The sequence below is a fragment of the Streptomyces sp. NBC_00019 genome, from assembly GCF_045041015.1.
Classification (GTDB): Bacteria; Actinomycetota; Actinomycetes; order Streptomycetales; family Streptomycetaceae; genus Streptomyces.
Genome location: NZ_CP108302.1, coordinates 2,409,884 through 2,430,876 on the forward strand (window position 1 = coordinate 2,409,884; position 20,993 = coordinate 2,430,876).

The following is a 20,993-nucleotide window of genomic DNA, read 5'->3' on the forward strand; positions in this document are numbered from 1 at the left end:
ACCCGTCACCCCACCGACGAGTAGGCGACAACCCCCCGCAGCAACTCATCAACGGCCTTACGCGCGTTCTTCGCGACCGTAGACCCCTGCCCACCAGAAACAGGCGCCGCAGCCGAGATCTGCCCCAACACATCGATCACCTGCTTGCACCACCGCACAAAGTCCCCCGCCGGCATCTCCGCCTCACGCAGCACCTCATCGAGCCCCTTCCCGGAAGCCCACATGTACGCGGCCCAGGCAAACCCGAGATCCGGCTCCCGCTGCCCCACACCCTCGGTCTGCGTGATCCGGAAGTCCTCCTCCAGCGCATCGAGCCGCCCCCAGATCCGCACCATCTCCCCGAGCGCGGCCTTCGCCTTGCCCGACGGCAGCTTGGGCGCCATCGCATCGTCACCGACCCGCGCCTCGTACACCAACGCGGAGACGCACGCCGCGAGTTCAGCAGGAGAGAGCCCCTCCCACACCCCGGCCCGCAGACACTCACTGGCCAGCAGATCGAGCTCACCGTAAAGCCGCGCCAGCCGCTTTCCGTGCTCGGTGACCTCGTCGGCCCGCAGATAGTCCAGCTCGGTCAGCAGCGCGACGATCCGGTCGAAGGTCCGCGCGATGGTGTTGGTACGGCCCTCGATACGCCGCTCCAGCTGCGAGGTGTCCCGCAGCAGCCGGTGGTACCGCTCGGCCCACCGCGCATGGTCCTCACGCTCGTCGCACCCATGGCACGCATGGGCCCGAATGGCCGTCCGCAACCGCGCGATCTCGCGGTCGTCCGCGGCCTGCGACCGCTTCTTGCGAGCCCGCTCCGGCGGAATGTGGCCCGCCTTGGTACGCAGTGCGGAGGCGAGGTCCCGACGCGACTGCGGCGAACGCGGGTTGAAGGACTTCGGGATCCGCATCCGCTCCAACGGCTCGACGGGCACCGGGAAGTCCATCGAGGCAAGCCGCTTGACCTGCCGCTCGGCGGTCAGCACCAGCGGGCGCGGCCCGTCGTGGTGCTCGAACCCCCGATGCCCGTTGGACCGCCCGGCGGGCAGCCCCGGATCCAGCACCAGAGCCAGCCCGGCGTACTTGCCCGTCGGCACATGGATGACGTCACCCGGCTTGAGCTTCTCCAGCGCGACGGCCGCCTCGGCCCGCCGCTCGCTGGCGCCCTGCCGGGCCAGCTCGGTCTCGCGGTCCTTCAGCTCGCGCCGCAGTCGCGCGTACTCCTCGAAGTCGCCGAGGTGGCAGGTCATGGACTCCTTGTAGCCCTCGAGCCCCTCCTCGTTGCGCTGCACCTGCCGCGAGATCCCCACGACCGACTTGTCGGCCTGGAACTGCGCGAAGGACGTCTCAAGCAACTCACGCGACCGGTGCCGCCCGAACTGCTCGACGAGGTTGACCGCCATGTTGTACGACGGCTTGAAGCTGGACCGCAGCGGATACGTACGCGTGCCCGCGAGCCCTGCCAGATGCTCAGGGCTGCCCCCGCGCTGCCACAGCACGACGGCATGACCCTCGACGTCGATACCGCGCCGCCCGGCCCGCCCGGTCAACTGCGTGTACTCGCCCGGCGTGATGTCCGCGTGCTGCTCGCCGTTCCACTTGACGAGCTTCTCCAACACCACCGACCGTGCGGGCATGTTGATGCCCAGCGCGAGCGTCTCGGTCGCGAACACGGCCTTCACCAGGCCCCGCACGAACAGTTCCTCGACGACCTCCTTGAAGGTCGGCAGCATGCCCGCGTGATGGGCCGCGATTCCGCGCTCCAGGCCCTCCAGCCACTCGTAGTAGCCCAGGACGTGCAGATCCTCGGTCGGAATGGCGGCGGTGCGCTCCTCGACGAGAGCGCGCACCCGGCCCCGCGCCTCGTCGTCGTTGAGCCGCAGACCGGCGTACAGACATTGCTGCACGGCGGCCTCACAGGCGGCCCGGCTGAAGATGAAGGTGATCGCCGGCAGCAGCCCTTCGGCGTCGAGCCGCTCGATGACCTCGGGTCGCCCCGGGGTCCACACCCGCGACCGCTGTCTGCGCTCGCGCTCCCGGTCGGCCTCGCGCATCGCACGACCGCGTCTGCGGTCCTGGTACGACGGGCGCTGCGCCTCCATCCGGGCCAGCCGCGTCAGGTCGGGGTTGACGGCCTTCTTGTTGCCCTCGCCCTCCTCGAACAGGTCGTACATCCGCCGCCCGGCGAGCACGTGCTGGAACAGCGGCACGGGCCGGTGCTCGGAGACGATCACCTCGGTGTCGCCCCGGACGGTGTCGAGCCAGTCGCCGAACTCCTCGGCGTTGGACACGGTCGCCGAGAGGGAGACCAGGGTGACCGATTCCGGGAGGTGGATGATCACCTCCTCCCAGACGGCACCGCGGAAGCGGTCGGAGAGGTAGTGCACCTCGTCCATGACCACGTACCCGAGCCCGAGCAGGGTCTGCGAACCCGCGTACAGCATGTTCCGCAGCACCTCGGTGGTCATCACGACCACCGGGGCGTCGGAGTTGACGCTGTTGTCGCCGGTGAGCAGACCGACCTTGTCGGCGCCGTAACGACGCGACAGGTCGGCGTACTTCTGGTTCGACAGCGCCTTGATGGGTGTCGTGTAGAAGCACTTCTTGCCTTGCTGCAGGGCGAGGTGGACGGCGAACTCGCCCACGATCGTCTTGCCCGAGCCGGTGGGGGCGGCCACCAGCACGCCCTTCCCCGTCTCGAGCGCCTTACAGGCCTCGATCTGGAAGGGGTCGAGGCCGAAGTCGTACATCTCGCGGAAGCCGGCGAGCGCGGTGGCCTGCTCGGCAGCGCGCACGCGCGCGGCCGCATAGCGCTCGGCCGGTGAGAGGTCCTCTGTCATCGTGCTTTCGAGCGTACCGGGCCGCACTGACAACAGGACGATCATTATCCGGATCCCGACTTGTCAAACCCCGGGTCCGTGCACTTCAGAGCCCCGCGACGCGCACCGCCCCCGCAATGCAACGCGCGGTCAGCGGCAGCGGCCCGAGCGGCTCCCCGTCGGCGTACCCGGTGATCCCGACAGCGCTGATCTCCACCTTCGCGGCCCGGTGCACGGTGACCTTGGCATGGTCGACATGCGTGCCCCGGTACACGCTCGGGAACACCTTGAGCAGCGTGGCCCGGCTGCAGTCCCCGACCACGGTGATGTCGAACAGTCCGTCGGTGAGGTCGGCGCCGGGACAGATCCGCATGCCCCCGCCGTACGACGATCCGTTGCCGACCGCGACGAGGGTCGCCTCGATCTCCCGGACCTCGCCGTCGTCGAGCCTGATCCGGTAGGGGAAGGGCTTGAAGGCGGCCAGTTCGGCGAGCATCGCCAGGTCGTACTTGAAGCGGCCCGTGGGCCAGCGCATGCGGTTGCCGCGGTCGTTGACGCGGGAGTCGAAGCCGGAGGCGAGGACGGTGCCGAACCAGCGGCCCTCGGCCTGCCCCAGGTCGATGTCGCGCAGGTCGCCGCCCTTGAGCGCCTCGGCGATCCGTCGGCCCGCGGCGGCCGGGTCCCGCACCGGCAGGTGCAGGGCGCGGGCGAGGTCGTTGCCGGTGCCGACGGCGACCAGGCCGAGCGGGGTGCGGGTGCCGGCGACGGCCTGGAGGGCCAGGTTGGCCATGCCGTCGCCCCCGACGGCGACCAGGGCACCGGTGCCGTCCGCGACGGCGGCACGCGCGCGCGTGAGGGCGTCCTCGGCGTTCTCCCCGAGGACCGTACGCACGGAGAAACCGGCCGCCCGCAAAGCGGAAGCGGCCGGCTGCGCCGCGTGGGCGCCCCGGCCGCGACCCGCGGTGGGGTTGACGAAGAGGGTGATCTCGCTGGTCACGTCACTGACCCTACGAGCGGCTACCCGATCTTCAGGTCACGTCGTCATAACCGTTGACCCGGTCCGTTCCCGACGCCTGCTCGGGCAGTGCCCGGCTCGCGGAGACCGTCTCGATCTCGCCGATGTCCTCGGGGGTGAGGTCCAGGTCGGAGGCCTCGTCATCGGCGGGGCCCTCGGCATCGCGGCGGCGCCGACGCTTGTCGTTGACCAGAGAGAACAGCGTCGCGCCGAAGTACAGCACCCAGATGGGGCCGGCCAGCGCCAGCATGCTCAGCGGGTCGGTGCTCGGCGTCGCGACGGCGGCGAACACGGTGATACCCATGATCATCCCGCGCCACCAGCCGAGCATGCGCTTGCCGGTGATCATTCCGGTGAGGTTCAGGAAGATCAGCAGCAGGGGCAGCTCGAAGGAGAGACCGAAGACCAGCACCATGCGCGTGACGAGCTGGAGCAGATCGTCGAGCGGGAGCTGGTTGTCGATGCTGGTGCTCGGTGTGAACTCGATCAGCACCTTCGCGGTGGTGGGGAGGACCGAGTACGCGAAGTAGCCGCCGCCGACGAACAGCGGGGCGCCCGTGAAGACGAAGGCGTAGGCGTACTTCTTCTCGTGCCGGTGCAGACCCGGGGCGACGAACGCCCAGAGCTGGTACAGCCAGATCGGCGAGGCGAACACGATACCGGCCATCAACGAGACCTGAAGGGCCAGGTTGAAGGGCGCGAGCAGGCCGTTGATGGTGATCCGGGCGCACTTCTCAGCGGCCTCGTCGGGGGTCGACGACGTGGCGAGTTCCGCGAAGCTCTGCTTGCAACCGATCGACTTCAGGATCGGATCCGTCAGGAAGTTGATGATGTCGTTGTAGAAGAAGGCGGCGACGACCGTCACGACGACGATGGCCAGCAGTGCCTTCGCGAGCCGGTTGCGGAGCTCACGAAGGTGATCCGCAAGGGGCATCCGCCCCTCGGGATCCTTCTCCTCATTGCGGGCAGACTTCAGCAACCCACGTTCCCATCTCGTGCAGCGGGCCGGAGGTCACCGGCCCTGCGTCAGCGCTTGGTCGTGTCCGTCGGCTCGGTGACCGGGCGGGAGCTGGTCACATCGCCGGGGGCGGCCTGGATGGTGCGCTGGGACTGGGACTGCTGGTCGTCCTGGGGCGGCGCGGACGCGGCGGTCGCGTTGTCCTGGCCCTCGGACTTCATCGCCTTCGCCTCGCTCTTGAGGATGCGGGCGGACTTGCCGAGCGAGCGCGCCATGTCGGGAAGCTTCTTCGCGCCGAACAGCAGGATGATGACGACGAGGATGAGAATGATCTCGGGGGCGCCGAGCCTTCCGAACATAAGTCTTTACCTTCTCACCGAGGCGGCTGGGGTGGGGTGCTGTGCTGTCCGACCGGTCGGACAGGTGTCCGAACGATCGTGTTGTCAGCGATCGTAACGCTCAGGGGTGAACGCGAGGCAATCCCCGTGCGTACTCCCGGACCGCGACCCGGGCCTCGTTCTCCGGTCCGCGACCAGCAGCGTACCTGCCCGGCCCCCCGGGGTGACAGGGCGAAGTGACCCAAAACGCTTCCGGCGCAGGACTCACATCCCGTGCACAGCAGGACTCACAGCGCGTCCACAGAGCGGGCGGTGCTCGCCGCGGCCCGCTCCAGATCCTCCGCGGCCCTGCCGATGCGCTGCGCCGAGTCCGCGACCTGCCGGCCCAGCCGCTGCGCCTCCAGGAACACCCGCACGGCGAGCACTCCGAGCACGACGAGACCCAGGAAACCCACGGCGATCGCGAACATCGGCCAGAACATGGTGCCGAGCCTAGAGGGTGGAGTGGAGCCGCAAGGTGCTGACCCCACCCCCGGTCAGCAGCTCGACGATCCGCTCCCCCGCGGGCTTGCGGACGGAGGCGGCGCAGTCGGGGCAGGTGAAGGAGTAGAAGGTGGTCCTGCTGGTGGCGCCGACGACCAGCCGCAGGGCCCCGGCGGCGAGCTCGAACCGGCCGCGGCAGTCCGGGCAGCCCGCCCGGAACACCATCGGAGAGACGCTCCGCATTCCCGAGAACGCGGACGCCACCGACATTTCCTGCACACCAGACATCGCCGACTCGCTCAAAGCTCCTGCTCCTGCCTGTCGTACTGCCCGTCGTCGTTCGTGTGAGTTCGGTGTGAACCCCGCGTCTCGACCCCGTCGTAGGCCGCCAGCGCCTCGCGGGCCGCCTGCCGGGCGCTGGCGGCGAGCTCGGGCGGCGAGACGATACGGCCGTCGCGGCCGAGCCGCAGCGCCAGGCGCCGCAGGGACGTCGGGTCGGGGGTGCGGAGGGTAATACGCAGCCCGCCGTCGGCGAGCTCATCCGCACTGTCGTGCGGGTAGTACTCGGCGACCCAGCGCCCGCCCGGGCTCACCTCGACGACGACCTCCGGGTCCTCGGCGGCCGGCTGCACCAGCGCCTCCGAGAGGTCCCGCAGCTCTATCTCGGGCGGCGCGGACGGCTCGTCGAGGATCTTGATCTCGGCGACCCGGTCGAGCCGGAAGGTGCGGCGCGCCTCGGAGCGCCGGCACCAGGCCTCGACGTAGGTGTGACCGACGCTGACCAGGCGGATCGGGTCGATCTCGCGCTCGGTGACCTCGTCGCGGGCGGGTGAGTAGTAGCGGATCCACAGCCGGCGCCGCTCGGAGATCGCGCGGTCGACGTCGGCGAAGACCCCGCCCTCGGACTCGAAGGTCACCGACAGCCGGGAGCTGGCCCCCGCCTGCTCCCCCGCCGCGGTCTCCACCTTCGCCGTGGCCCGCAGCAGCGCCTGCCGGTCGCCCTCGCGCAGACCGGGCAGGGTCGAGACGGCCCGGGCGGCGACGAGCAGCGCGGTGGCCTCGTCGGCGGCGAGCCGCAGCGGCTCGGCGACGTCATCGGGGTTGTGCCACCAGATGCGCTCGCCGTCGGTGTCGATGTCGAGGAGGTCGCCGCCGCGGAAGCTGGTGCCGCACATGGGCAGCACATCGAGGTCGGAGACGAGCTCGTCCTCGGTGATCCCGAAGGCACGGGCGACGTCCTCGACACGGGCTCCGGGCCGCTCCTTCAGATAGGTCACCAGGGAGAGCATCCGCCGGGTCTGGTCGATGGCGTTGACGGGCCTGACCGGTTTGCCTGCCACTGTGTTGCTCGCTCCCCCTCAGCCCTTGGCCACGGCACGCAGCCGGTCCACCACATCGGCCCGCAGTTCGGCGGGCTCCAGGACGACGACGTCCGGTCCGAACTCCACCAGCCAGGCGTCCAGTCCATGGCCGTACGGAATCTCCAACTCGTCCCACCCGTCGCCCAGTTCCCGCACGGCGGCGGCCTTCGCCCGCAGCGGGTAGCCGGCGCCCGTGCGCAGCCGGATCAGCGCGCTGCGGTCGGCGCTCTCCCCCGCCCAGCTCGCGACGGTCTCGCGGACGGTCACCACGTCGGGCACCTCGGCGGTGAAACGGGCACCGCGTGAACGCACCTTGCCGGTGATCCGGGACAGCCTGAAGACCCGCTCGGCGCCCCGGTCGCGGTCCCAGCCGGCCAGATACCAGTGGCCGCGCCAGCACTCCAGCGCCCACGGCTCGACATGCCGGGTCTCGGGGTGCGCGGCGGTGGCCTTGCGGTACTCGAAGACGACCGGACGGCGGTCGCGGCAGGCCAGCATCAGCGGCTCGAACGCGGCCTCGTGCACGGGGATCCGCGGCTCGAGGGCGCCATGCGCCTCGTACGGGTCGAAGTCCTCGGGCAGTCCGGCCGCGCGCAGCTTCTGCAGGGCGCCACTGGCCGCGCCCGCGAGCCGTGCCTGCTGCCAGACCTTGGCGGCGAGACCGAGGGCGGCGGCCTCCTCGGCGTCGAGGGTGACGGGTGGCAGCCGGTTGCTGTCGCGGCGGGCGAGGTAACCGACCTCGCCGTCGAGGTTCTCCACGGTCTCGATGACGAGCCCGAGTTCGCGCAGATCGTCCTTGTCGCGCTCGAACATCCGGTTGAAACTGTCGTCCGAGTTCGCTTCCAGATAGGCCTCGATGGACTGGCGCAGCTCACGCTTGCTCAGCGGCCTGCGCGTCCCCAGCAGGCACAGCGCCAGGTTCATCAGCCGCTCGGCCTTGGCAATGGCCATCGACGCCCTTCGCCTCCCTATGGTGCTTACGGACGATGACCGTACCGCCCCGCAGTGGCGTGGCAAAAGCCGAGGGCCCATGCCCGGACAGGCATGGACCCCAGGTGATCGACAGTGATCGTACGACGATCAGACGCCGAGCAGGTCGACCACGAAGATCAGCGTCTCGCCGGGCTTGATCGCCGGGGTCGGGCTCTGGTTGCCGTAGGCGAGGTGGGCGGGGATGGTCAGCTGGCGACGGCCGCCGACCTTCATGCCCTGGACACCCTGGTCCCAGCCCTTGATGACCCGGCCGCCACCCAGCGGGAAGCGGAACGGCGTACCGCGGTTCCAGCTGGCGTCGAACTCCTCGCCGGTGCTGAAGGAGACGCCCACGTAGTGCACGGAGACGGTCTGACCCGCCTGCGCCACGGCGCCGTCGCCCTCCCAGATGTCCTTGATCTCGAGGTCCGCCGGGGGCTCGCCACCGGGGAAGTCGATCTCGGGCTTCTCGATGCTCACGTCTCTAGCTCCTGCTTGTCTGCGGAAAGGCAACGCACACAGTCTTACACCCCGAAGCGGTCAGAGCTTCGCCAGGATGTCGACCGTGAAGACCAGCGTCGAGTCCTTCTCGATGCCGCTGCCGCTGGGCGGGTTGTCGCCGTAACCCAGCGCCGGAGGGATGACGATGAGGACGCGGCTGCCGACCTTCTTGCCGGTCAGACCCTGCTTCCAGCCCTTGACGACCCCGTCCAGCGAGAACGACGTCAGGGTCTTCCTCGCGTACGTCGAGTCGAACTCCTTGCCGGAGTCCCACAGCACGCCCTTGTACTGCACGAGCAGGCTGCTGTCGGCCGCGGCCTCCTCGCCGTCGCCCTCGATGACATAGGTCGACACGAGCTTGGTCGGTGCGTCCTTCTTGGGGATCTCGACGGTGGGCGCCTTGCCGTCGGTGTTCGTCCCCACCTTGGGCAGATCCACGTTGTCCTGCGCCACGTTCGAGCCCTTGGCGGAGCTCGTGACCGGGTACACGCCCTTCATGTCCACCACGAACACCAGCGTGTCGGTGCCCTTGATGCCACCCTCCGCGTAGCCCTCCTTGCCATAGCCCCAGGTGGGCGGGACGGCGAACTCGACGCGGCTGCCGACCTTCTTGCCCGTGAGGGCGTACCGCCAGCCGTCGATGACACTGGCCTGGGCGAGCTGGATGGCGAGCGCGGTGCCCCGGTCGAAGGAGTTGTCGAAGACCTTGGCCGTGTCCCAGATCTGGCCGAGGTAGTTCGCCACGAGGAAGTCGCCCTCCGCGGCCGTCCGGCCGTTGCCCGCGATGACCGTCTTCACCGCGAGCTGGTCGGACGGGTCACCACTGCCCTTGGCGACGGTGGGCTTCTCACCGAACTTCGCGCCCGCGGTGATCGCCGGCAGCGGACCGTCCACGATCTTCGGCGCCGGAGCGCCGGACGTGGCCGAGGCGGAGGGCGACGCGCTGTCGCTGCTCTCCGCCGAACTTGCCCCGTCGTCGTCGCTGCACGCGGCGAGCGTGGCCATTCCTGCGGGTACGGCAATCAGTAGTGAGCGTCGGCGCACGGTAAGAGCCTCGTAATCGGTCGATCTTGTGGATGGCGTGCGCGCAACTCTACGGCGTGAGAAGGGCGCCGTACGGATAACGTACGGCGCCCGTGTGGCGTTCCGGAAGGCGATCCGGAACGCATTGCTCACATACCGGCGATCAGCTTCTCCACCCGGTCGTCAACCGAACGGAACGGGTCCTTGCACAACACCGTGCGCTGGGCCTGGTCGTTGAGCTTGAGATGGACCCAGTCGACGGTGAAGTCCCGGCGCTGTTCCTGAGCCCGGCGGATGAAGTCACCGCGAAGACGGGCCCGAGTGGTCTGCGGGGGCACCGACTTGCCCTCGAAGATTTTCAAGTCGTTGCAGATACGGGCGGCTTGGCCCTTCCTCTCCAGAAGGTAGTAGAGACCACGACGACGGTGAATGTCGTGATACGCGAGGTCTATCTGCGCGACCCGCGGGTGGGACATGGTCATGTTGTGCTTGGCCCGGTACCGCTCGATGAGCTTGTACTTCATGACCCAGTCGATCTCGGTGCCGATCCGGTCGAGGTCCTCGGCCTCGATCGAGTCGAGCACCCGGCCCCACAGCTCCAGGACCTGCTCGACCGTTCCGGTACGGATGCCGCGGCGCTCCACGAAGTCCACGGCCTTCTCGTAGTACTCGCGCTGCACCTCCAGCGCGGAGGCCTCCCGGCCGCTGGCCAGACGCACCTTGCGCCGGCCGGTGATGTCATGGCTGACCTCGCGGATCGCCCGGATCGGGTTCTCCAGCGTCAGGTCGCGCATCACGGTGCCCGCCTCGATCATGCGCAGCACGAGGTCGGTCGCGCCGACCTTGAGGAGCATGGTCGTCTCGGACATGTTCGAGTCGCCCACGATGACGTGCAGGCGGCGGTAGCGCTCGGCGTCGGCGTGCGGTTCGTCGCGCGTGTTGATGATCGGCCGGGAACGCGTCGTCGCCGAGGAGACGCCCTCCCAGATGTGCTCGGCCCGCTGGCTGACGCAGTACACGGCACCACGCGGGGTCTGCAGGACCTTGCCCGCGCCACAGAGCAGCTGGCGGGTGACAAGGAAGGGAATGAGGATGTCCGCGAGCCGGGAGAACTCCCCGTGGCGGGCGACGAGATAGTTCTCGTGACACCCGTAGGAGTTGCCCGCCGAGTCGGTGTTGTTCTTGAAGAGGTAGACGTCGCCCGCGATTCCTTCCTCGTGCAGGCGTCGTTCGGCGTCCACCAGGAGTCCTTCGAGAATGCGCTCGCCTGCTTTGTCGTGCGTGACCAGTTCCGTCACGTTGTCACATTCGGGAGTCGCGTATTCCGGATGTGACCCGACATCGAGATAGAGGCGGGCGCCGTTTCGCAGAAAGACATTGCTGCTGCGGCCCCATGACACGACACGGCGGAAGAGGTACCGCGCCACCTCGTCGGGAGACAGGCGTCGCTGTCCCCTGAACGTACACGTGACGCCGTACTCGTTCTCCAGCCCGAAAATGCGGCGGTCCATGACTGAACATTACGCCCGATCCCCTGTGCTGAAACGGGGTTCGACGGCACGGTTTGGATCATTTTCCGATGAAGCCGCAACCACCCCCCGCCCACCGGGAGCTGCGAGGACCCGTCCGGTGGCCAGCAGAACAAGCAGGGAGACACCCCCCGCGACACCCGGTACGGCGAACCCCCACACGGCCCCTCCGGCCTCTACGACCGGCCCCGCGACGCCCGTTCCGACCGAGGCACCCACGGTGAACGTCGTCACAAGCCAGGAGAAAGCCTCGGTGACCGTGCCCCGCGGCGCGTGATGGTCGACCAGCACGAAGGCGCAGGCGATGGCGGGCGCGAGGAACACCCCGGCGACCACGGTGAGCAGCACCATGGCGACCGCGCCGGGCATCAGCAGCAGCGGCAGGTAACACACCGCCAGCAGGGCCACCAGCACCCGCAGTCGACGCGCCGGCTCGCCGGTCCACTGCCTCGCGCCGTACACGGTGCCGCCGATGAGGGCGCCCAGACCGATCGCCGCCATCAGCCAGCCGTACACCACGTCGCCGCCGTGGTCGTCGGCGTACGGCACCGAGGCGACCGTGATGGAGCCCAGCGCGATGCCGACGAACAGGAACGCGCCCAGCAGCGCCAGCAGTCCGGGCGAGCGCAGCGCGCCGAGCCAGTGCGCCTCGCGCGGTGCCGAGCGCCACGCGCGCGACGGCCTCGAGACGACCACGGAGAGCGCACCGAGAACCCCGATGACGTTCAGGACCAGCAGGGCGGCCCGGGCCGACCACAGCGACGTGCACACCGTCACCAGCAACGGCCCGAGGGTGAACATGACTTCCTGCGCCACGGCGTCCATCGCGTACGCCGTGTGCACCTGGCCCTCCTTGCGCAGCACACTCGGCCACAGCGCCCGCAGTCCGCCCTCCAGCGGCGGCGTGAAGAGCCCGGCGACGGCCACGGCGACATAGGCGGCCGCGAGCGTGTCGGGGCCGGTGAAGGCGAAGGCGGCCATCGCGAGGGCGGAGGCGATCGCCGCGGGCAGCTGGACGCGGGGCTGGCCGTGCAGGTCCACCAGCCGGCCCAGCACGGGCTGCCCGACGGCGTTGGCGACACCGTAGACCGCCGCGAGCGCCCCGGCGAGGCTGTACGAGCCGCCCTCCGCGCGCACGAACAGCACGATCGCGATGGCGGCGGTGGCGTTCGGCAGCCGGCCCACAAGGGTGCCGACCAGCAGCCGCGTGGCGTGCCTCGCCCTGAGGATCTCCAGGTATCCCGCGGCCATGTCCCGCCCTTCCCGTGCCGTGACGTGCTCCGGTGACGCATGAGGTTTTACGTATAACGTCCTCCGTCATACGTACCATGTGCGCTGTTGACGAGTCCAGATGAAGGAGCAGGCAGCCGGTGGCACGAGGCAGCGCACGCCCCACCAGCCGCGACGTCGCCCAAGCCGTCGGCGTCTCCCAGGCCGCCGTCTCCCTGGTACTCGGCGACAAGTGGCGAGGCCGGGTCTCCGAAGCCACGGCGGAACGGGTACGCCGAGCCGCCCACGAACTCGGCTACCGGCCCAACCTCGCCGCCCGCAACCTCCGCCTCGGCCGCACCCGCACAGTCCTGCTCGTCGTCCCCGCCCTGACCACGGAATTCTTCGCCGGCGTCTACACCGGCGCCGCACGAATCGCCGCCGCACACGGCTTCGGCGTCGTCCTGTACCCCTCCCCCGAAGGCGTCGGCCCCGCCAGAGACCCCTTCGCCTCCGCCCAGGCCGCCCTGGACGGCGTCCTCGCCTCCTCCATGGCCGCCGACGCCCTCACCGCCATCCGCGGCGACCAACTGCCCCTCGTGATGCTCGACAGCGACCCCCACGGCAGCCTGGGCGCGGCCACCGTGAACCTGGACATCGCCGACGGCACCCGCCAGGTCGCCGACCACCTGCTGAACCTGGGACACCGACGCTTCCTGCACCTGGCCGCCGACATCCCCTCCTGGACCTTCGAAGTACGCGCACGCGAACTCGCCGCACGCCTCGCGACAGTGCCGGGCACCTCGCTGCACACAGCCCACACCCCCATGTCCATCGAAGGCGCCCTGGCAGCCACGGAGACAGCCCTGCACACCCCCGGCCCCCACCCCACCGCCGTGGTCTGCGACGACGACAAACTGGCGGCCGGCGCCTACAAGGCCCTGCGCCGACGAGGCCTGCGCATCCCCGACGACGTCTCCGTCACCGGCGTCGACGACATCGCCCTCGCCGCCGCCCTCGACCCGGAACTGACCACCGTACGACTCGACGCCGAACTGTTCGGCGAGCACGGCATGCGCGCCCTGCTGGCGGTCCTGGAGGGCCACACACCCGACGCAGGGGACATCCCCGTCGAGTTGCTCGTACGAGGCTCCACGGCACCCCCCGCCGCCCTCTGAACGCCCTGTGCCCCGGCCGAATCAACGGCCGGGGCACACACAAGGGCGAGGTGAGACGCGGGACTACTCCTCCTCGGAGCTCTCCGCCTCGGTGGCCGCGCCGCCCGCCTCGAGAAGCCGGTCGAGCTGACGGCCCACGATGCGCTTGAACTTACGCTGCTGCGGACGCGTACGGTCCAGCACCGCGACCTCCAGGCGCTCGGCGGGAATCTCCCGCTCCGTGCCGTTGGTGTCCCGGGACAAGGCCTGGACGGCCAGCTTGAGGGCCTCGGCGAGGCTCATGCCGTCCTGATGACGCTGATCGAGGTAGCCACTGATCTGCTCGGCATTGCCACCCACCGCGACCGAGCCGTGCTCGTCCACGATCGAACCGTCATGCGGCAGCCGATAGATCTGGTCGCCCTCGGGCGTCTCACCCACCTCGGCGACGACCAGCTCCACCTCGTACGGCTTCTCGGCCGCACTGGAGAAGATCGTGCCCAGCGTCTGGGCATAGACATTGGCCAGACCACGGGCGGTCACGTCATCACGGTCATAGGTGTACCCACGCAGATCCGCGTAGCGCACACCACCGATCCGCAGATTCTCGTACTCGTTGTACTTGCCGGCCGCCGCGAAGCCGATCCGGTCATAGATCTCGCTGAACTTGTGCAGCGCACGGGACGGATTCTCGCCGACGAAGACAATGCCGTCGGCATACTGCAGCACGACCAGGCTGCGACCGCGGGCGATGCCCTTGCGGGCGTATTCCGCCCGGTCGGCCATCGCCTGCTGGGGGGAAACATAGAACGGCGTCGACACCGGTTATCCGTCCCTTTCTGTCGAAGTCACTGCGATCACCTTGCAAGCACCGGATCCGCCGCTACAGCAGCGCGGCCCGCGGACCGTCGGGCTGCTCCAGACGCCGCTCCAGGATCGAGCGGGCGATCTCGGAGGACTCATCGTCCGTGAGCCGGCGGAAGCCGTCCTCGGTGATCACGGTGACGATCGGATAGATCCGGCGGGCGACATCGGGACCACCGGTCGCCGAGTCGTCGTCAGCCGCGTCGTACAAGGCCTGCACCACCAGCATGGTGGCCTCGGCCTCGGTCAGACCGTCATGGAAGAACTTCTTCATCGCACCCCGGGCGAAGATCGAGCCCGAGCCGGTGGCGGCGAAGTTGTGCTCCTCGGAGCGGCCACCGGTGACGTCGTAGGAGAAGATACGGCCCTTGCCACGGTCCACGTCGAACCCGGCGAAGAGCGGCACCACGGCCAGGCCCTGCATGGCCATACCGAGGTTGGAACGGATCATGGTCGACAGCCGGTTCGCCTTGCCCTCCAGCGAGAGCTGCGCCCCCTCGACCTTCTCGAAGTGCTCCAGCTCCAGCTGGAACAGCTTCACCATCTCCACGGCCAGACCAGCGGTACCGGCGATGCCGACGGCCGAGTACTCGTCCGCCGGGAACACCTTCTCGATGTCCCGCTGCGCGATGACATTGCCCATCGTGGCCCGCCGGTCACCGGCGAGCACGACCCCGCCCGGGAAGGTCACGCCGACGATCGTGGTGCCGTGCGGCGCCTCGATCACGCCCTGAGTCGGCGGCAGTTGGCGGTTGCCCGGCAGCATCTCCGGCTGATGCGCGGACAGGAAGTCCATGAAGGAGGCGGACCCAGGCGTCAGGAAGGCAGCTGGTAGACGCCCGGTGCTACGAGTGTTGGCTTCCACGCGTTTCCTTCCAGGTAATCGGCAGCTCGGTTCATCGCTTCGGGATCGTCCCTCAACAGGCCGAGGCCGGAATTGCAGTTGAAGCACAGTACGCCACGGACCCTACCCGTCTTGTGGCAGTGATCCACATGAACGGCCGGACCCTTTGGACAGATGACACAGAGCCCCTTTTGAGAGGCGACCAGCTCGTCACAATCGGCTTCGGTCATGCCGTGCCGACGTTTCAGGTGATCTTGCCGCCCGACAGCCCGGCAGGCCTTGCAGCGCGATGCCGACCCGCCTGTGGCCGCGACTTTCCGATGCCGATCCGAGTGCGGCTTGCTCTCCGTCCGGCGAAGGCTGCGCGCGGCTTGGATTCACCACACCGCACACAGCGCTTCATCTCCGAATCGACGACCACCACTCCACCCCGTTCACCTTCGAATCAAAGGCGAAAGTGGATTACTGTCCACCCTTTTGAACGAAGGAGCGCACGAAGTCCTCGGCGTTCTCCTCCAGTACATCGTCGATCTCATCCAGAACCGAGTCGACGTCGTCGCTCAGCTTTTCCTGACGCTCCTTGAGGTCCTCGGTGGCTGCCGCCTCCGGCGCCGCCTCCTCGACTTCCTCGGTGGAGCGTGTGGCCTTCTGCTGGCCGCCGCCGGTGTCCTTGGTTGACATAACCCTCACCCCGCTCGTTTCGCCCGACATGGTCGCCAGGTCGGCTATCCGCCGATCGGTGATGATCAGACCCTACAAGCCCGGTCTGACATCGGCCCCGCAGTTTCCTCAACGTACGGGGGCCACCTCGATGATTCCCGGACGTCGGGATTTCCACCCTGTCCGGAGGTCTCGTTCCGGGTACCCGCTCAGCCGCCGGAGAGGACCCTGACCAGGTCTTCCGCCGTGCGACAGCGATCCAGGAGCTCCTTGACGTGATTACGCGTTCCGCGAAGCGGTTCCAGGGTTGGAACGCGCTGCAGAGAGTCCCGCCCCGGCAGATCGAAGATCACCGAGTCCCAGGAGGCCGCGGCGACGTCGTCGGCGTACTGCTCGAGGCAACGGCCCCGGAAGTACGCGCGCGTGTCCTCCGGCGGCTTCGTACGGGCCCGCTCGACGTCGGACTCGTCCAGGAGGCGCTTGATCCTGCCGCGGGCGGCGAGACGGTTGTAGAGGCCCTTCTCGGCCCGTACGTCGGCGTACTGGAGGTCGAGAAGGTGGAGCTTCGCAGCGTCCCAGTCGAGGTCGTCGCGGCGCCGGTAGCCCTCCATCAGCTCGCGCTTGGCGACCCAGTCCAGCTCGCCTGCGAGGCTCATGGGGTCGTTCTCGAGCCGGTTGAGAGTGTCCTCCCAGCGGGCCAGGACATCCTTGGTCTGCTCGTCCGCGTCCGCGCCGAAGCGCTCCTCCACGTACTTGCGTGACAGCTCGAAGTACTCCATCTGCAGCTGGACCGCGGTGAGTGTGCGGCCGCTGCGGAGGGTGACCAGACGCTGGAGCGTCGGGTCGTGGGAGACCTGGTGAAGGGTGCGTACGGGCTGGTCCACCGCCAGGTCGACGGCGATGAAGCCGTCCTCGATCATGGAAAGCACCAGGGCCGTGGTGCCGAGCTTGAGGTAGGTGGAGATCTCCGAGAGGTTCGCGTCGCCGATGATCACGTGGAGGCGGCGGTACTTCTCGGCGTCCGCGTGCGGCTCGTCGCGGGTGTTGATGATCGGGCGCTTGAGGGTGGTCTCGAGGCCGACCTCGACCTCGAAGTAGTCGGCGCGCTGGCTGATCTGGAAGCCGTGTTCGTGGCCGTCCTGACCGATGCCGACGCGGCCCGCTCCGGCGAAGACCTGGCGGGAGACGAAGAAGGGCGTGAGGTGGCGCACGATGTCCGAGAAGGGGGTCTCCCGCTTCATCAGGTAGTTCTCGTGCGTGCCGTAGGAGGCGCCCTTGTTGTCGGTGTTGTTCTTGTAGAGGTGGATCGGCTGGGCACCGGGGAGCTGGGCCGCGCGCTCGGCGGCTTCCGCCATGATGCGCTCGCCGGCTTTGTCCCAGAGGACGGCGTCGCGTGGGTTGGTGACCTCGGGGGCGCTGTACTCGGGGTGTGCATGGTCGACGTACAGACGTGCGCCGTTGGTGAGGATGACGTTGGCGAGGCCGATGTCCTCGTCGGTGAGCTGGCTGGAGTCGGCGGATTCGCGGGCGAGGTCGAAGCCCCGCGCGTCCCGCAGCGGGTTCTCCTCCTCGAAGTCCCAGCGGGCCCGCCGGGCCCGGTGCATCGCCGCCGCGTAGGCGTTGACGATCTGGGACGAGGTGAGCATGGCATTGGCGTTGGGGTGGCCGGGGACGGAGATCCCGTACTCCGTCTCGATGCCCATTACTCGCCGTACAGTCATGCGGCCCTCCTTGCCCGGCGGCGCCCTCGGTCGGGGGCGGCGCTCAAGTACCGCTGGCGCTCCGGTGCGTGTGCGGTGCCCGTCCCCGCACTGCGCGACTCGGCGGTACCGAAGAGCCTAGAACGGCTTTGCGCTGGTGGGGAGATCATTTGCGTCATTGCCTTGCACGCCTCTTGTTCCGGTTAGTTGCCTGAAAAACAGTCGGCTGCGGGTACCCGGTGAGGGCACCCGCAGCCGCCCCGCTTTTACAGGTACTGACCGGTGTTGGCCACCGTGTCGATGGAGCGTCCGGTGTCGGCACCCTGCTTTCCGGTGATGAGGGTACGGATGTAGACGATCCGTTCGCCCTTCTTTCCGGAGATCCGGGCCCAGTCGTCCGGGTTGGTGGTGTTCGGCAGGTCCTCGTTCTCCTTGAACTCGTCCACGCAGGCCTGGAGGAGGTGGGAGACGCGAAGGCCCTTGGCGTTGTGGTCGAGGAAGTCCTTGATCGCCATCTTCTTGGCGCGGCCCACGATGTTCTCGATCATGGCGCCGGAGTTGAAGTCCTTGAAGTAGAGGACTTCCTTGTCACCGTTGGCGTAGGTGACTTCCAGGAAGCGGTTCTCCTCGGACTCCGCGTACATGTGTTCCACGGCGGTCTGGATCATGCTCTGGACCGTGGTGGACCTGCTGCCGCCGTGCTCGCCGACGTCGTCGGAGTGCAGCGGGAGGCGCTCGGTCAGGTACTTGCCGAAGATGTCCTTGGCGGCCTCGGCGTCGGGACGCTCGATCTTGATCTTCACGTCCAGGCGGCCGGGGCGCAGGATGGCGGGGTCGATCATGTCCTCGCGGTTGGAGGCGCCGATCACGACCACGTTCTGCAGACCTTCCACGCCGTCGATCTCGGCGAGCAGCTGCGGGACGATGGTGTTCTCCACGTCCGAGCTGACACCGGAGCCGCGGGTGCGGAAGAGGGATTCCATCTCGTCGAAGAAGACGATGACGGGTGTGCCCTCGGAGGCCTTCTCACGTGCACGCTGGAAGACCAGGCGGATCTGCCGCTCGGTCTCGCCGACGTACTTGTTGAGGAGTTCGGGGCCCTTGATGTTGAGGAAGAAGCTCTTGCCCGTGGCCTGCCCGGTCACCTCGGCGACCTTCTTGGCGAGCGAGTTGGCGACGGCCTTGGCGATGAGCGTCTTGCCGCATCCGGGGGGCCCGTACAGCAGGACGCCCTTGGGCGGCCGCAGTTCGTGCTCCTTGAACAGGTCGGGGTAGAGGTACGGGAGCTCGACCGCGTCGCGGATCGCCTCGATCTGGCCGCCCAGACCGCCGATCTGCTCGTAGCCGATGTCCGGGACCTCTTCGAGGACGAGTTCCTCGACCTCGCTCTTCGGAACGACTTCGTAGACATATCCGGAACGGGGTTCGAGGAGCAGGGCGTCGCCGGGACGGATGACTACGTCCAGCAGCGGCTCGGCGAGCCGCACCACCCTTTCCTCGTCGGTGTGCCCCTGCACCAGTGCGCGTTCGCCGTCCTCGAGGATCTCCTTGAGGGTGACGATGTCGCCGACGCTCTCGAACTCCATGGCCTCGACCACGTTGAGTGCTTCGTTGAGCATCAGTTCCTGGCCGCGCCGGAGTTCTTCGAGCTCGACGCTGGGGCTGACGTTCACCCGGAGTTTGCGTCCTCCGGTGAAGATGTCGGCGGTGCCGTCCTCGTTGGCCTGCAGGAAGACACCGAAGCCGGCCGGGGGCTGTGCGAGCCGGTCGACTTCCTCCTTGAGGGCCACGATCTGGTCGCGGGCCTCGCGGAGCGTGTTGGCGAGTCGCTCGTTCTGGGCGGACACGCCGGCCAGATTGGTCTGCAGTTCGACGATCCGCTCTTCGAGAATTCTCGTGTGCCGCGGAGAGTCGGCGAGCTTGCGTCGCAGGACGGCGATCTCCTGCTCAAGGTAGGCAATCTGCCCGGCCGGGTCGTCGGACCCTCGTCCCGGGCGGATGCCGCGGTTCATGTCGTCGTCGTGGGCTGCCACGGTCCTCACCTCCTCCAAGGGGAGCTGGACGCTTCCAGACCCTACCTGGGTGGGTGTCGATTGAAACCCCTAGATCACAATGAGTGTCAAGGTGTGTCGTCGGTCACCCTGCGCCATCCCTCTACGCCGTGTGGATACCCAGTGAACGTCCTTCAGAAGCGGACTGTTCCAAGGTCGGAGTGCTCGAAATCTTCCACGGTGGGCCCGAGTTGCCCACAGCGTCGCCGGTCGGGGGCCCGCGGAACAGCGGCTCGGACGCCCGTGGCCCGCTCCACCGGGGCTCAGGTCCGGCTCGATCGCGTCTTGAGTTCGTTGACGGAGCGTGTATGGACGGGCGGGACGTGTCACTGCCCGGGGGCCCTCCGAGGGACCGTCGGGCGCGGGTGGCCGGGGGTAGGGTCGTGGGTGTTCAGCACCCGATGGGGCAGGAGACATGAGCGTGCAGCAGGAAGCCGTGGCCGACGGTGAGGCTCTCGAGGTCTGGATCGATCAGGATCTCTGTACCGGCGACGGCATCTGTGCGCAGTACGCGCCCGAGGTGTTCGAGCTGGACATCGACGGCCTGGCCTATGTGAAGGGCACGGGCGACGAGCTGCTGCAGGACAAGGGCGCGACGACGCCGGTACCGCTGACGTTGCTGACGGACGTGGTGGACTCGGCCAAGGAGTGTCCCGGCGAGTGCATCCATGTGCGCCGGGTGTCGGACCTGGTCGAGGTCTACGGTCCCGAGGCGGATTGAGTCGTCGGGTGCCCTGCGCGCGTATCAGACGCTGTGGGCGCCTGCGGGTGTGGAGCGGACGAACGCGCCGTCCTTCCACTGCCACTTGGCGCTCGTGTTCACGTCGGGGCAGCAACTGGGTACGGAGTCCGAGGAGTAGCCGACCATGTCGGCGGCGACCGTCGCGTCGGAGACCGTGAGGGTCTTGACGGTGATGCGGTCCTTGGGGTCCACGAGGGTCGCCACGACGCGGGGGGTTTTGGCGTCGGCGGCCTGGGTGAGGACGTAGACGCCGTCGGGTGGGGTGCCCATGGGGGCGTCGCAGTGGACGACCGCCACGGTCTCGGGCCTGCCGTCGCCGTCGAGGTCGCCGGAAGCCTTCTTCACCACCAGTGCCTTGACCGGGCCGCATTCGATCGGGAAGTCGACGTCGGTGGGGTCGGGGGCGGTGACGGCGGTGGGGGCGCTGTGTGACTGAGGGCCAGCGGCCTGGGCGGCCGTGGCCGGATTCGGCTGGAGTACCGAGGAGAGCGCTATGACGCCGGCGACTGCTGTGGCGGTGGCGACCCAGTGGATGGGGCGGGTGTGGGTGTGAGCGAGTTCCGGGACCGCGGATTGCTGCACTGAGGGTGACTCCCGAGAGGGCTGGTGCCGGTGGGGGTGGCCAGCATGGTGCCACACGTCACAGCGCGGCGGAACGGCGGGGTCGGTGCTTGTCGGCTCGCGGCCTTGCGTTTTCTGGTGCGGTGTCAATGAAAAGGCGCTGTGGCCGAGTTCCGGGACGACTGTCGGGAACTCGGCCACAGCGCGGTTGCGTTGTACGCGGC

21 protein-coding genes are annotated in these 20,993 nt (G+C 68.5%); 2 read left to right on the plus strand and 19 right to left on the minus strand.

Features of this window, described 5'->3' with window-relative positions; translation table 11 throughout:
* Window positions 1-5: 5 nt before the first annotated feature.
* The 12 genes from OHU89_RS11590 to OHU89_RS11645 all read right to left on the minus strand — a co-directional run bounded on the left by OHU89_RS11590 (window position 6) and on the right by OHU89_RS11645 (window position 12,232).
* Window positions 6-2,867, minus strand: coding sequence for a DEAD/DEAH box helicase (locus OHU89_RS11590; RefSeq protein WP_405642173.1), 2,862 nt, complete (start codon window positions 2,865-2,867; stop codon window positions 6-8).
* A 40-nt stretch (window positions 2,868-2,907) separates the two neighbouring features.
* On the minus strand, window positions 2,908-3,798 hold the full coding sequence (locus OHU89_RS11595) for a diacylglycerol kinase (RefSeq protein ID WP_405642175.1): 891 nt from the start codon (window positions 3,796-3,798) through the stop codon (window positions 2,908-2,910).
* A 31-nt stretch (window positions 3,799-3,829) separates the two neighbouring features.
* A complete protein-coding gene (tatC, locus tag OHU89_RS11600) occupies window positions 3,830-4,795 on the minus strand; it encodes a twin-arginine translocase subunit TatC (RefSeq protein ID WP_405642177.1) in 966 nt (321 codons plus the stop codon).
* A 47-nt stretch (window positions 4,796-4,842) separates the two neighbouring features.
* The gene (gene tatA, locus OHU89_RS11605) at window positions 4,843-5,133 is read right to left on the minus strand and encodes a Sec-independent protein translocase subunit TatA (protein ID WP_405642179.1); all 291 of its coding nucleotides are present in this window, start codon (window positions 5,131-5,133) and stop codon (window positions 4,843-4,845) included.
* 266 nt (window positions 5,134-5,399) lie between these two features.
* Complete coding sequence (locus OHU89_RS11610; RefSeq protein ID WP_266894730.1) at window positions 5,400-5,594, minus strand: hypothetical protein; 195 nt, start codon at window positions 5,592-5,594, stop codon at window positions 5,400-5,402.
* A gap of 10 nt (window positions 5,595-5,604) precedes the next feature.
* Window positions 5,605-5,898 (minus strand): hypothetical protein, encoded by a 294-nt coding sequence (locus OHU89_RS11615; RefSeq protein ID WP_405642180.1) that lies wholly within the window; start codon window positions 5,896-5,898, stop codon window positions 5,605-5,607.
* Window positions 5,895-6,935, minus strand: coding sequence for a YafY family protein (locus tag OHU89_RS11620; protein WP_266894726.1), 1,041 nt, complete (start codon window positions 6,933-6,935; stop codon window positions 5,895-5,897). Before OHU89_RS11620 ends, OHU89_RS11615 begins: the two co-directional genes overlap by 4 nt.
* Window positions 6,936-6,953: 18 nt before the next feature.
* On the minus strand, window positions 6,954-7,907 hold the full coding sequence (locus tag OHU89_RS11625; protein WP_266894724.1) for a YafY family protein: 954 nt from the start codon (window positions 7,905-7,907) through the stop codon (window positions 6,954-6,956).
* A 129-nt stretch (window positions 7,908-8,036) separates the two neighbouring features.
* Window positions 8,037-8,408, minus strand: a complete 372-nt coding sequence (locus tag OHU89_RS11630; RefSeq protein WP_266894722.1) for an FKBP-type peptidyl-prolyl cis-trans isomerase — start codon at window positions 8,406-8,408, stop codon at window positions 8,037-8,039.
* A 60-nt stretch (window positions 8,409-8,468) separates the two neighbouring features.
* Window positions 8,469-9,473, minus strand: a complete 1,005-nt coding sequence (locus OHU89_RS11635) for an FKBP-type peptidyl-prolyl cis-trans isomerase (protein ID WP_405642182.1) — start codon at window positions 9,471-9,473, stop codon at window positions 8,469-8,471.
* A 128-nt stretch (window positions 9,474-9,601) separates the two neighbouring features.
* Complete coding sequence (pafA, locus tag OHU89_RS11640; protein WP_046261820.1) at window positions 9,602-10,963, minus strand: Pup--protein ligase; 1,362 nt, start codon at window positions 10,961-10,963, stop codon at window positions 9,602-9,604.
* A 9-nt stretch (window positions 10,964-10,972) separates the two neighbouring features.
* A complete protein-coding gene (locus OHU89_RS11645; protein ID WP_405642184.1) occupies window positions 10,973-12,232 on the minus strand; it encodes an MFS transporter in 1,260 nt (419 codons plus the stop codon).
* Between the two features lie 119 nt (window positions 12,233-12,351).
* Here OHU89_RS11645 and OHU89_RS11650 point away from each other — a divergent pair, with 119 nt between their 5' ends.
* Window positions 12,352-13,368, plus strand: a complete 1,017-nt coding sequence (locus OHU89_RS11650) for a LacI family DNA-binding transcriptional regulator (protein WP_405642186.1) — start codon at window positions 12,352-12,354, stop codon at window positions 13,366-13,368.
* Window positions 13,369-13,431: 63 nt separating this feature from the next.
* Here OHU89_RS11650 and prcA read toward each other — a convergent pair whose 3' ends face one another.
* From prcA to arc, 6 genes are all read right to left on the minus strand, one after another.
* Window positions 13,432-14,169 (minus strand): proteasome subunit alpha, encoded by a 738-nt coding sequence (gene prcA, locus OHU89_RS11655; protein WP_046261817.1) that lies wholly within the window; start codon window positions 14,167-14,169, stop codon window positions 13,432-13,434.
* A 61-nt stretch (window positions 14,170-14,230) separates the two neighbouring features.
* On the minus strand, window positions 14,231-15,076 hold the full coding sequence (gene prcB, locus OHU89_RS11660) for a proteasome subunit beta (protein WP_266894712.1): 846 nt from the start codon (window positions 15,074-15,076) through the stop codon (window positions 14,231-14,233).
* Window positions 15,028-15,285, minus strand: coding sequence for an endonuclease VII domain-containing protein (locus OHU89_RS11665; protein WP_266894710.1), 258 nt, complete (start codon window positions 15,283-15,285; stop codon window positions 15,028-15,030). Before OHU89_RS11665 ends, prcB begins: the two co-directional genes overlap by 49 nt.
* 232 nt (window positions 15,286-15,517) lie before the next feature.
* Complete coding sequence (locus tag OHU89_RS11670) at window positions 15,518-15,736, minus strand: ubiquitin-like protein Pup (RefSeq protein WP_046261815.1); 219 nt, start codon at window positions 15,734-15,736, stop codon at window positions 15,518-15,520.
* A gap of 188 nt (window positions 15,737-15,924) precedes the next feature.
* Complete coding sequence (gene dop, locus OHU89_RS11675) at window positions 15,925-17,436, minus strand: depupylase/deamidase Dop (RefSeq protein WP_353963416.1); 1,512 nt, start codon at window positions 17,434-17,436, stop codon at window positions 15,925-15,927.
* Window positions 17,437-17,681: 245 nt separating this feature from the next.
* Window positions 17,682-19,448: a proteasome ATPase gene (gene arc / locus OHU89_RS11680; protein ID WP_046261813.1), complete on the minus strand. Its 1,767-nt coding sequence runs from the start codon at window positions 19,446-19,448 to the stop codon at window positions 17,682-17,684.
* Window positions 19,449-19,881: 433 nt separating this feature from the next.
* Here arc and OHU89_RS11685 point away from each other — a divergent pair, with 433 nt between their 5' ends.
* Window positions 19,882-20,187 (plus strand): ferredoxin, encoded by a 306-nt coding sequence (locus OHU89_RS11685; RefSeq protein ID WP_266894705.1) that lies wholly within the window; start codon window positions 19,882-19,884, stop codon window positions 20,185-20,187.
* A 24-nt stretch (window positions 20,188-20,211) separates the two neighbouring features.
* Here the strand turns inward: OHU89_RS11685 and OHU89_RS11690 are convergent, their stop codons facing one another.
* A complete protein-coding gene (locus OHU89_RS11690) occupies window positions 20,212-20,790 on the minus strand; it encodes a hypothetical protein (protein WP_266894703.1) in 579 nt (192 codons plus the stop codon).
* Between the last annotated feature and the right edge of the window lie 203 nt (window positions 20,791-20,993).

Excerpts from the sequence above, each read along its gene's own strand:
- OHU89_RS11590 (WP_405642173.1), bottom strand. The coding sequence starts at position 2,867 with ATGATCGTCCTGTTGTCAGTGCGGCCCGGTACGCTCGAAAGCACGATG.
- tatA (WP_405642179.1), bottom strand. The coding sequence starts at position 5,133 with ATGTTCGGAAGGCTCGGCGCCCCCGAGATCATTCTCATCCTCGTCGTC.
- OHU89_RS11610 (WP_266894730.1), bottom strand. The coding sequence starts at position 5,594 with ATGTTCTGGCCGATGTTCGCGATCGCCGTGGGTTTCCTGGGTCTCGTC.
- OHU89_RS11625 (WP_266894724.1), bottom strand. The coding sequence starts at position 7,907 with ATGGCCATTGCCAAGGCCGAGCGGCTGATGAACCTGGCGCTGTGCCTG.
- pafA (WP_046261820.1), bottom strand. The coding sequence starts at position 10,963 with ATGGACCGCCGCATTTTCGGGCTGGAGAACGAGTACGGCGTCACGTGT.
- OHU89_RS11645 (WP_405642184.1), bottom strand. The coding sequence starts at position 12,232 with ATGGCCGCGGGATACCTGGAGATCCTCAGGGCGAGGCACGCCACGCGG.
- OHU89_RS11665 (WP_266894710.1), bottom strand. The coding sequence starts at position 15,285 with ATGACCGAAGCCGATTGTGACGAGCTGGTCGCCTCTCAAAAGGGGCTC.
- OHU89_RS11670 (WP_046261815.1), bottom strand. The coding sequence starts at position 15,736 with ATGTCAACCAAGGACACCGGCGGCGGCCAGCAGAAGGCCACACGCTCC.
- dop (WP_353963416.1), bottom strand. The coding sequence starts at position 17,436 with ATGACTGTACGGCGAGTAATGGGCATCGAGACGGAGTACGGGATCTCC.
- OHU89_RS11685 (WP_266894705.1), top strand. The coding sequence starts at position 19,882 with ATGAGCGTGCAGCAGGAAGCCGTGGCCGACGGTGAGGCTCTCGAGGTC.